Consider the following 13,494-nt stretch of genomic DNA (forward strand, 5'->3'; position numbering starts at 1 on the left):
TGGCGTGCGTCGGAGTCGGAGAGCCAGACTATGCGGTCTGCGTTTCAGAGCCCTCTGGATAGGGGGTTGGTGTGAGGTCCCTGTGTTCGTCATCGGGGACGTCATCCTGCTGTCGGCTCGACCAGGCCGGAGACATTCCAGGCATGAACCACGTGATCGCCGCGGCCAGGCCAGCTGCCCCCGCGGGGGCCCACGGGTACCAGCTGGCCGGGGTGAAGAAGAACACGAGAGCGCACGTCACGGTCGCAATCAGCCAGAGAAGAGGGACGAGAATGTCGAGACGGAGACTCCGGACGACCCCGTATTCCGCCCAATCCTCGCCGGGAAAACGTGAGCGGGCCTCGTTGCGGATCTTCCGCCGCATCTTGAGACTGTTCGCGATGAGACAGAACATCAGCAGTCCGAACCCCACTCCGGCCACGATGAGCTCGCCCGCCGCCGCGCCGAAGGCGAACACCGCGACGGACACCGTCATCCCCACCCTCTCTCCCCTGGTCGGGGGGAGGGGTGTGGCCGGGTCGACGTCGGGGTAGAGGCGATCGAATGTGTTCTCGCTCATGATTGCTGCGGCTATCCTTAGTGCGGGGGGTGGGGTGCGGGGTTCCGAATGTTCGGCGAGTCCGTTAGGTTAGTCTAGCCTGGTGAAATGTAAAGTGGTCCACCCGTTATCCGGAATCTCCGGTAGGTGGTACGCGGGCTCGCGCTCCGATCACGGCACCCGGCATTCATCCCCGGGGTAGACCCCTCGTCAAACCACCGTTTCAGGCATCAACAACATCTGCACCCCAAGAAAGGACGACGCATGACCCTGCGTTCGCCATTCAACCGACCGGTACGTCGTGCCGCCGCCACCGCTGCCGCCACCGCGGTCGTGGGGCTCATGGTCCTGCCCGTCCTCCCGGCCACCGCTGAAGACTGCTCCGAGTCCTACACCAAGATCGACGGGGCAATGCGGTGGGGCTTCAAGAAGTCCTTCCTCTCCTACATCCGGTCCGGTGGGACCCGGGGAGGGTGGGACCTCGACGGAATGAGCTTCGACAGTGGCTCAGAGCAATTCGTGCTCACCCCGGACCCGAACGCGATGAAGGTCGTTGACGAGGACACCGCCACGATTCCCCTGCAGGGATCCCTGCGGTTCTTCGGGCATGAAGGTGAAGGCGGCCAGGGCCCCGGAGAATACGCCCTCGACTTCACGCTCTCCGACATGAAGCTCGTCGTCGACGGGACCAATGCCACGCTCGTCGCAGATTACAAGGGGCTGGAACTCGAGGAAGGTACGACGAACGTCGCCGGGGAGACCAGCGCCGATGATGCGGACTTCATGGACATACGCCTCTCGCAGGCCCCCGATTTCACGTCCGGGTCCCTGGACTTCACCGGTAGCGTCAACCTGTCCTCCGCCGGCGCGGCCATCTTCGCCGGTTTCTACCAGCCGGGACAGGAGTTCGACGATATCGCGCTGAGTGCCACACTCGAGAAGGTCTGCGGCAAGCAGCCTTCCACAGGCGGCGCAGCCGGCGGCGGAAAGAGTACCGGAACCAAGTCCGTCGGCATCGATGCGGTCAACTCCGTCAATGATCACCTCGTTTCCCTGAACAACCTCATGGGGACCGCCGACAAGTTCATCGGGAACAGTGACAAGCTGTACAAGCGGTTCTCCGACGACCGGAAGGCCCTCACCGGTAGGGGGACCTCCGCTGAAGGTAAGTCCGCAGCTGGTGGGACCACGGGTACGACAGGCGGCAAGTCCACCGCAGCGACCGGTGGTGGCGGCAAGTCCACCGGGACCGGTGCGGCAAAGAACCCCGCAGTCGGGAACACCGGTGCCGTATCCGTCGGCGCGGCCGCCGGTCGCGGGAACACCTCAGATGCCGGGACCGCCGGTGCGAATCCGGGCGGCGGAGACGTCTGCACCGACGATGGTTCGCTCGGCGTGGTCGAAGCCCAGGCCGCATGGGGCGTCAAGACCTCATTCCAGACCTACATCTCCGGGACGATCGCCAACGGAGGATGGGAACTCAACGGTGTCGGGCACAGCAACGGACAGTTCCTCTTCTCCGGAAACTCCGGTGCCGTCAACCCCTCCGCCGGAACCGGATCCCTGCTCATGCCCGGGTCGGTGAGGTTCACCGGACACGGTGGAATACTCGACCTCACCATCGCTGATCTGGAGATCCAGTGGAACGGAAACTCCGGTGTCATCATCGCGGATGTCACATCGAATGACATGGAAGGAGCCTCGAACAGCTACGGTCGCGTGGCCATCGCCAACCTGGCATTCAGCCAGCTGGACGTGACTTCCGACGCCGTGGCCGGTCAGACCAGTTCGGTCACCCTGACCCAGGCGGGATCCTCGGCGTTCGCCGACTTCTACCCCGAGGGTCAAGAGATGGCGCCACTCAGTTTCGCTGCGGCACTCGGAGGATCAGCCAGTTGCGCTGCCGGCCAGGGTGGAAACGCCGCCGCATCCGGCGGTACGGGCGGAGGTGGTGGAGCCGCGGCACGGCTCGGCGCGAAAGCAGGCGGGGCAGCGGGCTCGGCCGCCAAGAAACCCGGTCTACCCGGAGTGACAGGTAAAACGGACGGCGACGGTAGTTTCCGTGCGGACAAGGGCGGGTCAGGAAAGTTCAAGATCAAGTCCACCGGCCCCTCCGCCGAATCCCCGGACACCGAGAATGTGGCGGTCAGCAGTGAAACCGGGACATTGGTCACACCGCTCCTGCTGATTCTCGCCGCCTTCGTCGTCGCCGGTGCCACCCTGACCTCGTTCGTCTCCCGGAACCCGATGGGATAGCCGGAAACCGGAATGCTCCTGAAGCGCTCCCACTGACTCAAACTCTCCCCGCGAAAGGTCCTCAACGTTGTCGAACAACCGCCACAATCTCCGATCACGGCTCACCCGAAAGGCGTTCGCGACAGTTATCTCACTGGCGTGCACGGCCTCCGTGCTGGCCGGTTGTTCCGGCTCCGACGGTGATGCAGCACCGGAGCGGGCGTCCGCCGCACCCGCGGTCAGCGCCGAGCTGCCCGAATTGCCCGATCCGGCGGATCTCCCGGATCCGCGCACAATCACCGGCGTCAGCGCAGTCACCGGGGTCGGGGAACCCGTTCCGGTCACGGACGATCCCCAGCCCCAGCTGCCGGTCGAACTGACTGATGCTGACGGGTACGACGTGGTGGTGGACGATGTCTCCCGGATTCTCGCGCTCGATCTCTACGGTGCCTATACGAAGACCCTCATCGGCCTGGGGATGCGAGATTCGATCATCGGGCGGACCGTCAGCTCCGACGAACCCTCCCTCGCCAATCTCCCGGTGGTGACCCAGGGCGGCCACAACATCAACGTCGAAGCCGTACTCGAACTCAATCCCAGTCTGGTCATCGTCGATCACTCGATCGGACCGCGCGAGGCCATCGACCAGATCCGTGACGTCGGTGTTCCGGTGGTCGTCATGGAGCCACTCCACACCGTCGACGGAATCAGCGAGGACATAAACACTCTCGGCAGCGTCGTCGGACTGCCCGACGACGCGGAGGTGCTCGCCGAGCGCTCCGTCAAGCAGTACGAGCAGGCCGTGGCGGACATCCGAACCATAACCCCGGAAGACCCGCTGCGCATGGCGTTTCTCTATGCACGAGGTACCGGTGGTGTCTTCTTCATCCTCGGAGAAGAAGACGGTGTGAACGAGCTGATCAAGGGCGTCGGCGGCATCGACGTCGCCACGGAGAACGGCATCCGTACCGCGTCTCCGGCCAATGCCGAGTCCCTGGCCAAACTCAATCCCGATGTATTCATCATGATGGAGAAGGGGCTGGAGTCCACCAACGGAGTAGACGGTCTGCTGGAGCGTCCCGGTGTCGCCCAGACCATCGCCGGACAGAACCGCCGGATAGTCACGGTTCCGGATGGCCAGGCGCTCGCTTTCGGACCACAGACCGGCGATCTCCTCGAACGTCTCGCCATCGAGCTCTACGCCCCGGAGAAAAAGTAGGTGGCGGCGTCGACAACCGCACCCGTGCGGGAGCAACCGGAGTCAATACGTGACCGGAATGCCTTCCAGGCCAGGCGGCGCAACCGGATCATTCTCTTCATCGTCCTCGTGCTGCTGCTCATCGGTACGACGATTTTCTCGGTTGTCGTCGGGCAGTACACGCTGGACGCCTCTGAACTCCCGGGACTTCTCCTGGCCGGGCCCGGGCAGGATTCGATCCAACAGTCCGTCCTGTGGAACATCCGGTTGCCCCGGCTGGTGCTCGGCATCATCGTCGGCGCCGCCCTCGGGGTGGCCGGCGCGCTGATGCAGGCTGTGTTCGCGAACCCGCTCGCGGAACCGAGCGTCATCGGCGTCACCTCAGGTGCCGGGGTCGGCGCAGCGGTCGTGATTGTCTTCAACTGGAACTGGTTGGGCACGTCCACGGTTCCGGCGGCGGCATTCGTGACGGCCGTCATCACCACGGTGGTCGTCTACCAGCTCGCGAGACACGACGGACAGGTCCACGTCCTCAACCTGATCCTGACGGGCATCGCGGTCAACGCGGTGTGCGGTGCCGCCATCTCACTCCTGGTCTACATAGCGCCCGCCACCTCCCGGGAGCAGATCATCTTCTGGCAGATGGGATCCCTGAACGGTGCCCAGTGGAAGTACGTCACGGTTGTACTGCCGATCATCGTCGTCGGGGTGATCATATCCCTGCTTCTCGGGAGCGCCCTCGACATTCTCGCCCTCGGGGACAAGGCCGCGGGGCATATCGGTGTCAACGTGCAGACTGTCCGAATCACCGCGATCGGCGCATCGACGTTGCTGACCGCGGGAGCGGTCGCTTACGCGGGACTCATCGGATTCGTCGGTCTGATCATCCCGCACCTTCTGAGAGGGATTACCGGACCGTCCAACAAGATTCTGATGCCGGCATCCGCTCTCGCGGGGGCAGTGCTCATCGGGCTGTCGGACATCGCAGCCCGAACGCTCATCGCCTTCGCGGATCTACCCATCGGTATCTTCACCGCGATCGTCGGTGGTCCCACATTCTTCATTCTGCTGCGCCGCATGATGCGGCGGGGGAGGGCGTGACGTGAGCATCCTCGAAACACGCGACGTGAGCATAGCCTTCGGCGAACGGGTCCTACTGCGGGACGTCTCAATCACCGCCAACGCCGGGGAAGTCCTCGGTCTCATCGGTCCCAACGGTGCCGGAAAGTCGACGCTCCTCTCGGCTATCAGCGGAGACATTCCCCTGCGCAGCGGCAGTATCTCGATCAATGGCCTTGACCCCACCACAGCAACGCCCCTGGAACTTGCGAGGACCCGTTCGGTCATGCTGCAGGACGTCTCCGTGTCCTTCGCCTTCCTCGTCCGCGATGTAGTAGCCATGGGACGTCGGCCCTGGGCCCGCACGAAGCGGGCGAAGAACGATGAAGCACTGATCGATGCGGCGTTGAAGGCGACGGAGGTCGATCATCTCGCAGAGCGGGACATCATGACGTTGTCGGGCGGGGAGCGCGCCCGGGTGGCGCTTTCCCGTGTCCTCGCCCAGCAGACCCCTGTCGTTCTGCTCGACGAGCCGACGGCGGCGCTCGACATCGGACACCAGGAACAGGCGCTTGGACTCGCACGGGGAATGGCCCGTGCCGGTGCCGCTGTGGTTGTCGTCCTGCACGATCTCAATGCGGCCGGCGCCTACTGTGACCGCATTGCCTGTCTCGCCAAAGGCGGCGTCGCAGCCCAGGGAACTGTCGAAGATGTCTACACGGAAGAGATCCTCAGTGAGGTCTACGACTGGCCCATCGAGGTTCTCCGCCCCCATCCCGGACAGTTCCAGGTCGTCCCGGAACGGGGAATGGGCAAGAAAACCAGCTCTGCGGCCGGTGAGCTTTTCGCCCTCATACACACCTGATCAACTTCATAAACCATCATCTCACAAGGAGAATAATGAACAACACCACAAAGACATCCGTATCTCTCATCGCAGGCACGGCATTACTCGCTGCGGGACTCACCGCCCCTACTGCGTTTGCGGAGGATGAAGCTCCGAAGTGTGTGACGTCTGTTGGTGATGGTAAGGCCGAGTGGTCGATCAAGAAGAGTTACCTGAATTATTTGACGTTGCCGATCACTTTGGGTGAGGTCATTGTTTCTGACGGTGTGACCATCGATAACCCGAAGACGGGTCCGTTCGAGTTCGAGGTTGATCCGGAGCGTTCCTCGGTTGAGTCCGCGTCGAAGGGTGTGTTCGGGCTGAAGGGCACGATCGATATTCACGGTCACAAGAAGGGTGATGAGTGGGAGCTTGATCAGACCATTTCGGATGCGAAGATCGCGGTTGATGGTACGTCGGGTCAGATCATCGTGGACTTTTCCTCGGCGCGGTACCCCAATCCGGGCGGCCTTCCGCCCTACACCGGTGACGATGTGGTTATCGCGGATGTGACGTGGGATTCTGCGCCGAATCTGGTTGCCGGTGCTGTTGATCTTTCTGGTGCTGATGTGAAGTTGACTGAGGTGGGGGCTACTGAGCTTTTCGCCCAGTTCTATCCGGAGGGCCAGGAGCTGGCGCCGGTGAGTGTTGCGGCGACGTTGGTTGAGAAGTGTGAGTCGCCGGAGCCGAGCACCACGGTCGCGCCGAGCACGACTGCCGCACCGAGCACGACGGCTGCTCCGAGCACCACGGTCGCGCCGACCACGACGGCTGCCCCGAGCACGACGGCTGCTCCGACCACGACGGCTGCACCGACCACGACGGCCGCTCCGACCACGACGGCCGCTCCAGACGACGACGAGAGCGTGCAGGGATCCACTATCGGACCAGAGCTCATCAAGACACTGATGACCAGCCCCATCAACGGAATCATGAGCATTTTCGTGATGCTTGGTGCAGGAGCGATCTTCGGTGTCGTGCTTCAGCATCTCGCATTGCTCTTCAAAAGATAACGACTGGTGCAGCGTGAAGATGGCGATGCACCCCCGCATCCCTCATCCGCAGTCGGGTCCCAGGCTCTGCATTGTTGTCTCGAACAGCGTGTTTAATTGAATTAGGCGCATCTCGAACCAGTGGAATAGCCACCTGAGCGTTGACTATATTGCCTAACCTTAGTAGGTTGAGCCTAGCCTCAATTAATTTGGCCTACTTGGTCGAAACATCATTCTAGGAGCTTGGTTTGAAAAACACTGTTCGTTACACCGCCGGCATATTCACCCTGACCATGGTCGCTGGCTCAGTCCTGGTACCTACTGCGTTTGCGGAGGATGAAGCTCCGAAGTGTGTGACGTCTGTTGGTGATGGTAAGGCCGAGTGGTCGATCAAGAAGAGTTACCTGAATTATTTGACGTTGCCGATCACTTTGGGTGAGGTCATTGTTTCTGACGGTGTGACCATCGATAACCCGAAGACGGGTCCGTTCGAGTTCGAGGTTGATCCGGAGCGTTCCTCGGTTGAGTCCGCGTCGAAGGGTGTGTTCGGGCTGAAGGGCACGATCGATATTCACGGTCACAAGAAGGGTGATGAGTGGGAGCTTGATCAGACCATTTCGGATGCGAAGATCGCGGTTGATGGTACGTCGGGTCAGATCATCGTGGACTTTTCCTCGGCGCGGTACCCCAATCCGGGCGGCCTTCCGCCCTACACCGGTGACGATGTGGTTATCGCGGATGTGACGTGGGATTCTGCGCCGAATCTGGTTGCCGGTGCTGTTGATCTTTCTGGTGCTGATGTGAAGTTGACTGAGGTGGGGGCTACTGAGCTTTTCGCCCAGTTCTATCCGGAGGGCCAGGAGCTGGCGCCGGTGAGTGTTGCGGCGACGTTGGTTGAGAAGTGTGAGTCGCCGGAGCCGAGCACCACGGTCGCGCCGAGCACGACTGCCGCACCGACCACGACGGCTGCACCGACCACGACTGCCGCACCGACCACGACGGCTGCCCCGAGCACGACGGCTGCACCGACCACGACTGCCGCACCGACCACGACGGCTGCCCCGAGCACGACGGCTGCTCCGACCACGACGGCTGCACCGAGCACCACGGTCGCGCCGACCACGACGGCTGCCCCGAGCACGACGGCTGCTCCGACCACGACGGCTGCACCGACCACGACGGCTGCACCGAGCACGACGGCTGCACCGAGTACGACTATCGCACCGACCACGACGGCTGCACCGACCACGACTGCCGCACCGACCACGACTGCCGCACCGACCACGACGGCTGCACCGACCACGACTGCCGCACCGACCACGACGGCTGCACCGACCACGACTGCCGCACCGACCACGACGGAGAAGCCCGGTTCCTCCAACAACGTCAACAACATCAACGGTGATTCCGTGAATCGCGTTCTGGACAATCTGAGGAACTTGCTCAACAGGTTGTTCAACAGCAACGGTGTCATCGCAGCCCTAGGTATCGGGTCCGCGATCGCGATCATTGCGGGTATCGCTCACTTCGTCAATGTGACGATGTTGCACCGGTAGATCCGTGACGAAAACTCCACTGCGCGGATAACGGCGTAGAAGCGGCCCCTGGTACACCAAGGGCCGCTTCTTCCATCATTCACCGATCTTCAGAGTCCCCGATCATGTGCATTCATATGATCGGGGACGCCGATACTCAAGAGTGCGTCGATTCCACTGCAAGTCGAACGCCGGCCGAGAGGGACCCTGTAGGTCCTGGTTCCGTCTGTAGATCTGCCGGAGAACGGTGTTCCACGCGCCGGTAGGAGGAGCGGGTGATCCCCTGCTTCTCGCAACCGCTGCAAAAAGTGACATGCACTGCGCCGTGCTCCTTCCGTAGCGCCGGTGCGACCGGCTCCGCCAAAAGCATAGCTCCACCTCAGCCGAATCGGCGAGGTGGAGCTATGCTGTGGTTCGGATTGAACCCGGTTGTCAGTTGATCGCTTCGAACCCGCGCTTCAGGTCCGCGATGATGTCGTCGATGTTTTCGATACCGACCGACAGCCGGATCGTACCTTCGGTGATACCGGCGCGGAGCAGTTCCGCCTCATCGGACTGTGAGTGGGTGGTCGATGCCGGGTGGACGACGAGTGAACGAACATCACCGACGTTAGCCACGTTGGAGTGGAGCTTCAGGGCATCTATGAACGCCCAGGCTTCCTCGCGGCCACCGTTGATGGTGAAGGAGAGGACGGCACCGGTGTACTTGAGCCCCAACTTCTCCTTGACCTTGTTCCACGGAGAATCCGGGAGTCCGGCGTAGTTGACGGTGGCGACCTTGTCGTTGGCGGCGAGGAATTCAGCAACCTTCGCGGCGTTCTCGTTGTGGCGTTCCACTCGCAGTGACAGGGTATCCAGTCCCTGGGCTGTGACCCATGCGTTGAACGGCGAGGGTGCTGCACCCGTGTCGCGGAGCAGGCCGACCCGTGCCTTGAGTCCGAATGCCGCTGCGCCCAGATCGGCGTACTTCAGTCCGTGGTAGGCGGGGTCGGGGGTGACGAAATCGGGGAACACCGGCTCGCCATTGCGCTCGACCGTCCAGTCGAATTTGCCGCCGTCCACCAGGATTCCGCCGAGGGCGGAGCCATTTCCGGTGTAGAACTTCGTGGTGGATGCGACGACGATGTCGGCTCCGAGATCCAGCGGGCGGACGAGAGCGGCCGTTGCGAGGGTGTTGTCGATGATCAGCGGGACCTGGTTGTCGTGGGCGACCTCCGCGATGGCCGGGATGTCCAGGACATCAGCCTGGGGATTGGCGAAGGTCTCTCCGTAGAAGGCCACGGTGTTGTCCCGGACGGCTGCCCGCCAGGAGGCTGGATCGTCGGGATCCTCAACGAAGGTGGTCTCGATGCCGAGGCGCGGAAGGGTGACGCTCAGCAGTGTCAGAGTGCCGCCATAGAGTCGGGGAGAAGCCACGATGTGTGAGCCGGAGCGTGCGATGTTGAGGATGGCCGCAGTCTCTGCAGCCTGGCCGGAGGCGAAAAGAACCGCGTGCAGACCGCCCTCCAGTGAATTCAGCCGATTTTCAACGGCCTCGACTGTGGGGTTGGTGAGTCGGGTGTAGACCGGACCCAGGTCCTCGAGCGCGAAACGCTGCTTGGCGTGTTCCGCGGAACGGAAGACGTAGGAGGAGGTCTGGTAGATCGGCAGGTTCCGGGCGCCGGTCTCCGAGTCGACCGGCTGCCCCGCATGCACGGAACGGGTCTCGAAACCCCAGGAATCTGCGATGCTGTTGTCGTACTGGGTCATGGTGATCAGTGTCCTTCTTCGGTGTCGGTTGCGTTCGTTTGCGCTGGAGATCACCGTAGTGGAGAACAGGAAAAAAAGTAAACAGCTCTGTCTATTAAATCGAAAAAGTGCAGGCCAAGACTTTGAAAAAAATAGACAGCTCGGTTCTCATTCGGGGGTGGCCGAGGTGTCGGGGCTATGCGGCGTGCTTGTTCGGCTTACGGGAGTTCCGGATCGCGGTGGCAACGACCGCGAGGAGGGCAGCAACCACGGCACCGCCGAGGATCCAGATCCAGCTGGGGAGCGGCTCGGCGGAATTCAGCTCATCCGCGCAGTTCACCAGACTCTCCCGCAGGTGCTCCTGGGTGCGGTTGTAGGTCGCCGTCCTCGACATGAATAGCTCCGCCTTGATCGTGTCGAGACGCGGACCCACAGCCGCCTGCTCCCACAACGCCTTTGCGACCTTCGCCCCCGGGTCGGTGCCGATGGCGGCTGCGGCCTCACGTGCTTCCTGTTCGGTGTACTCGGTCTTTTGGTTGGCGGACTCGCTGAGGACACCCGCATCCTCGGCGGTGAGTGTGGTCAGCATTCCGAGTCCTTCGGTTCCGCCGGCCTCGCCGATTCGGTGCTGGAGATCCGTGGGGCTCGGGGTGTCCGGACCTGTTGCGTCGGAGTCGTACGCTTCGATCGCGTCTCTGAGCCCCGGGTCCGCCTCGTCCAGTTCATTCAGTCTCTGATTCCGGGCGTCATCCTCCAATGAGGTCCAGAACTGGACGACATCCGACCCCGGTTCCTCCGGGTCGATGCGGCAGACCATCCGGTCTGTGTCAGCGGTGACCGTGTAGGCTGTCGCCGCCGGTGTCATCGGTCCGCACAACGCGAGTGTGCACATCACAGTCGCGGCGATTCCTGAATAGCGGAGGCGGAGACGAGGCGACGGGGTGGTGACAGGGGAGGGGAAATGTGCGGACATGGGTCCATTATCCTTCAATCGGTCCGTCCCATGATGGCTCTGGAGACGGGAGGGCGAGGTCCGTGCGGAACGTCCAACTATTCGTCACCGGGACACCCAAGGTATCGGGGCTGTTCACCGTTTGTTCACGAGCGCTCTCTAACGTCTGCCTGGCACTCCTCATCCAGCCAAGTGAAAACGAAAGAGAACATCCATATGTCGACAGGCACGTTAGAAGCCGTCCAGAAGGTCGTTGAGACCGATACCCGGACGGACAAGTGGTGGCATCTCTGTTTCGGATCAATGCTCGCCATCGCTCTGGTCAGCTTCACCCTGTGGTCCCACGGTTATGTCGGTGACGGTGCGAACAAGATGGTTCTCTTCACGACGATCGTGTTCGCCATGTTCATGGCGTTCAACATCGGCGGCAACGATGTCGCCAACTCTTTCGGTACGTCGGTCGGCGCGGGCACGCTGACCATCAAGCAAGCCCTCATCGTCGCGGCGGTATTCGAGGTTGGCGGTGCAGTCATCGCCGGTGGGGAGGTCACCGATACCGTGCGAAAGGGCATCGTCAACCTGGAGGGAATCGACCTGCAGCCGATGCAGTTCGTGTGGATCATGATGTCCGCGCTGCTCGGCGCCGCGATCTGGCTGCTCATCGCCACCCGGATGGGGTGGCCGGTGTCCACGACGCACTCCATCATCGGCGGTATCGTCGGCGCCTCCCTCACGCTCGGCTTCACCACCGGGACCGGCGGCTGGGAGATGGTCCAGTGGTCGCAGATCGGACTCATCGCGCTGTCCTGGGTGCTGTCCCCGCTGCTCGGCGGCATCGTCGCCTACAGCCTTTTCTGGCTCGTCAAACGACACATCCTCTCCTACAACGAGCGTGCCGACGAACAGCTCCGGAAGATCAAGAAGGAACGCGCCGAACTGCGTGAGGAACACAAGTCCGCATTCCAGCGCCTGGGCGAGCTGAAGCAGATCTCCTACACCAATGCCATGGTCCGCGACTCCGTTCTCGTGGATCAGGGTGAATACGATCCGGATGAACTCGAATCCGAGTACTACCGCGAGCTGCACCGCATCAACTCGCAGGCTGACGACGTCGAGGCGCACAAGGCGCTGGTCACCTGGGTGCCTGTTCTGGCCGCACTCGGGTCGCTGGTCATCGGGTCGATGCTGCTCTTCAAGGGGCTGAAGAACCTGCACCTCGGAGTGTCGGCCGTCGGAAACTACCTCATTCTCGGAATGATCGCCGCCGCTGTTTGGATGGCGGTGTTCATCTTCGCGAAGACGCTCCAGAAGACGAACCTTTCGCGATCGACGTTCCTGCTGTTCTCCTGGATGCAGGTATTCACCGCCTCCGCGTTCGCCTTCTCCCACGGCTCCAATGACATCGCGAACGCCATCGGCCCCTTCGCGGCGGTGCTCGACGTCCTGAAGACGGAGGCGATCAACCCGAAGGCCGCGGTCCCGGCGCAGGCGATGCTCGCACTCGGTATTGCGCTGATCGCGGGTCTGTGGTTCATCGGACGCTACGTGATCAAGACCGTCGGTTCGGATCTGACGAAGATGCACCCGGCATCCGGATTCTCCGCGGAGCTCGCGGCAGCCGGCGTCGTCATGGGGGCGTCTGTGCTGGGGCTGCCGGTGTCCTCCACCCACATCCTCATCGGCGCGGTCCTCGGAGTCGGTGTGGTCAACAAGGCCGCCAACTGGGGCCTCATGAAGCCCATCGCCCTCGCCTGGGTGATCACCCTTCCCTGTGCCGCGCTCGTCGCGTCCGGGACGGTTCTCGTCCTGCCGTTGGTATTCGGCTAGAGACTGTTTTCAACGGGCGGGGTTGGTCCACCAGGTGGACCAACCCCGCCCGTTTCCGTCGACATGGTGCCCTCGTGTCCGTGTGGGAGTTTTGACCTCTCGTGGCCAACCGAATCGGTGACGGTCCAGATACGGTTCCGGCCTGTGCCGGTGGTTCGGCATTCTGGCGGCGTATGCATGTCGTCGGACAGCCGGCAGGATTCTGTGGTGTTGGTGGATCGACGATTTATGCGGGCGCAGCTTGCAACAGGAGAGGGTGGAGAAACTGTTTTCGGGTACCCCTCGGTAAGTTCCTCTTTTCCATGTGGTTTGCGCAGGTGGAACGGTCCTGGGTGTCGTTGGTGCAACTATTTCGGTTATGAAATTGAGCGGCACATACCCCCATGATTGAGAACCTGGTGCACCGCCGCTACAGGGCGAATAAGATATTCATATATCTGTCTGTAGAAAATAGTGCGGGGAAAGCCGCTTGGTTCATAGACTGCGGTGACTTCCCGGGCTGTCAAAGGCGGACAGCTAAGTACCGCGCTTTCATGCGCCCGAG

Annotated in this window: 11 protein-coding genes and 1 pseudogene; 8 read left to right on the forward strand and 4 right to left on the reverse strand. The window is 62.2% G+C overall.

Annotated features, from left to right (window positions below; translation table 11 throughout):
- Positions 1-28: 28 nt before the first annotated feature.
- The gene (locus JDV75_RS06905; protein ID WP_198738532.1) at positions 29-559 is read right to left on the reverse strand and encodes a hypothetical protein; all 531 of its coding nucleotides are present in this window, start codon (positions 557-559) and stop codon (positions 29-31) included.
- Between the two features lie 243 nt (positions 560-802).
- Between JDV75_RS06905 and JDV75_RS06910 the strand changes: the two genes are divergently transcribed.
- The 6 genes and pseudogenes from JDV75_RS06910 to JDV75_RS12325 all read left to right on the forward strand — a co-directional run.
- Positions 803-2,794 carry an HtaA domain-containing protein gene (locus tag JDV75_RS06910; protein WP_198738533.1) on the forward strand — a complete coding sequence of 664 codons (1,992 nt, stop codon included), beginning with the start codon at positions 803-805 and terminating at the stop codon, positions 2,792-2,794.
- Positions 2,795-2,861: 67 nt separating this feature from the next.
- Positions 2,862-3,992 carry a heme/hemin ABC transporter substrate-binding protein gene (locus JDV75_RS06915; protein WP_418884387.1) on the forward strand — a complete coding sequence of 377 codons (1,131 nt, stop codon included), beginning with the start codon at positions 2,862-2,864 and terminating at the stop codon, positions 3,990-3,992.
- Positions 3,993-4,016: 24 nt separating this feature from the next.
- Positions 4,017-5,072 carry an iron chelate uptake ABC transporter family permease subunit gene (locus JDV75_RS06920; RefSeq protein WP_198738534.1) on the forward strand — a complete coding sequence of 352 codons (1,056 nt, stop codon included), beginning with the start codon at positions 4,017-4,019 and terminating at the stop codon, positions 5,070-5,072.
- A 1-nt stretch (position 5,073) separates the two neighbouring features.
- Positions 5,074-5,895: a heme ABC transporter ATP-binding protein gene (locus tag JDV75_RS06925; protein WP_198738535.1), complete on the forward strand. Its 822-nt coding sequence runs from the start codon at positions 5,074-5,076 to the stop codon at positions 5,893-5,895.
- A 35-nt stretch (positions 5,896-5,930) separates the two neighbouring features.
- Positions 5,931-6,929: an HtaA domain-containing protein gene (locus tag JDV75_RS06930; RefSeq protein ID WP_198738536.1), complete on the forward strand. Its 999-nt coding sequence runs from the start codon at positions 5,931-5,933 to the stop codon at positions 6,927-6,929.
- A 272-nt stretch (positions 6,930-7,201) separates the two neighbouring features.
- A pseudogene (locus tag JDV75_RS12325) lies at positions 7,202-7,729 on the forward strand (HtaA domain-containing protein); the annotation flags it as partial.
- 23 nt (positions 7,730-7,752) lie between these two features.
- On the opposite strand, the gene JDV75_RS11945 reads toward JDV75_RS12325, so the two are convergent.
- Positions 7,753-8,304: a hypothetical protein gene (locus JDV75_RS11945; RefSeq protein WP_232958311.1), complete on the reverse strand. Its 552-nt coding sequence runs from the start codon at positions 8,302-8,304 to the stop codon at positions 7,753-7,755.
- 13 nt (positions 8,305-8,317) lie between these two features.
- Between JDV75_RS11945 and JDV75_RS11950 the strand changes: the two genes are divergently transcribed.
- Positions 8,318-8,464 carry a hypothetical protein gene (locus tag JDV75_RS11950; protein WP_232958312.1) on the forward strand — a complete coding sequence of 49 codons (147 nt, stop codon included), beginning with the start codon at positions 8,318-8,320 and terminating at the stop codon, positions 8,462-8,464.
- A gap of 411 nt (positions 8,465-8,875) precedes the next feature.
- On the opposite strand, the gene JDV75_RS06940 is transcribed toward JDV75_RS11950, so the two are convergent.
- Both JDV75_RS06940 and JDV75_RS06945 read right to left on the reverse strand, forming a co-directional pair.
- Entirely contained in the window at positions 8,876-10,192 is a 1,317-nt protein-coding gene (locus tag JDV75_RS06940; protein ID WP_198738538.1) for an O-acetylhomoserine/O-acetylserine sulfhydrylase, read from the reverse strand.
- 175 nt (positions 10,193-10,367) lie between these two features.
- Entirely contained in the window at positions 10,368-11,144 is a 777-nt protein-coding gene (locus JDV75_RS06945) for a hypothetical protein (RefSeq protein ID WP_198738539.1), read from the reverse strand.
- Positions 11,145-11,339: 195 nt separating this feature from the next.
- Between JDV75_RS06945 and JDV75_RS06950 the strand changes: the two genes are divergently transcribed.
- Positions 11,340-12,950: an inorganic phosphate transporter gene (locus JDV75_RS06950; RefSeq protein ID WP_198738540.1), complete on the forward strand. Its 1,611-nt coding sequence runs from the start codon at positions 11,340-11,342 to the stop codon at positions 12,948-12,950.
- Positions 12,951-13,494 lie beyond the last annotated feature (544 nt).

The sequence above is a fragment of the Corynebacterium meridianum genome (assembly GCF_016342265.1).
GTDB classification, from domain to species: Bacteria; Actinomycetota; Actinomycetes; order Mycobacteriales; family Mycobacteriaceae; genus Corynebacterium; species Corynebacterium meridianum.

What these genes read in the sequence shown, in the direction of transcription:
- JDV75_RS06905 (WP_198738532.1), bottom strand. Translation starts at nt 559, where the DNA reads ATGAGCGAGAACACATTCGATCGCCTCTACCCCGACGTCGACCCGGCC.
- JDV75_RS06910 (WP_198738533.1), top strand. Translation starts at nt 803, where the DNA reads ATGACCCTGCGTTCGCCATTCAACCGACCGGTACGTCGTGCCGCCGCC.
- JDV75_RS06930 (WP_198738536.1), top strand. Translation starts at nt 5,931, where the DNA reads ATGAACAACACCACAAAGACATCCGTATCTCTCATCGCAGGCACGGCA.
- JDV75_RS11945 (WP_232958311.1), bottom strand. Translation starts at nt 8,304, where the DNA reads ATGTTGTTGACGTTGTTGGAGGAACCGGGCTTCTCCGTCGTGGTCGGT.
- JDV75_RS06940 (WP_198738538.1), bottom strand. Translation starts at nt 10,192, where the DNA reads ATGACCCAGTACGACAACAGCATCGCAGATTCCTGGGGTTTCGAGACC.
- JDV75_RS06945 (WP_198738539.1), bottom strand. Translation starts at nt 11,144, where the DNA reads ATGTCCGCACATTTCCCCTCCCCTGTCACCACCCCGTCGCCTCGTCTC.
- JDV75_RS06950 (WP_198738540.1), top strand. Translation starts at nt 11,340, where the DNA reads ATGTCGACAGGCACGTTAGAAGCCGTCCAGAAGGTCGTTGAGACCGAT.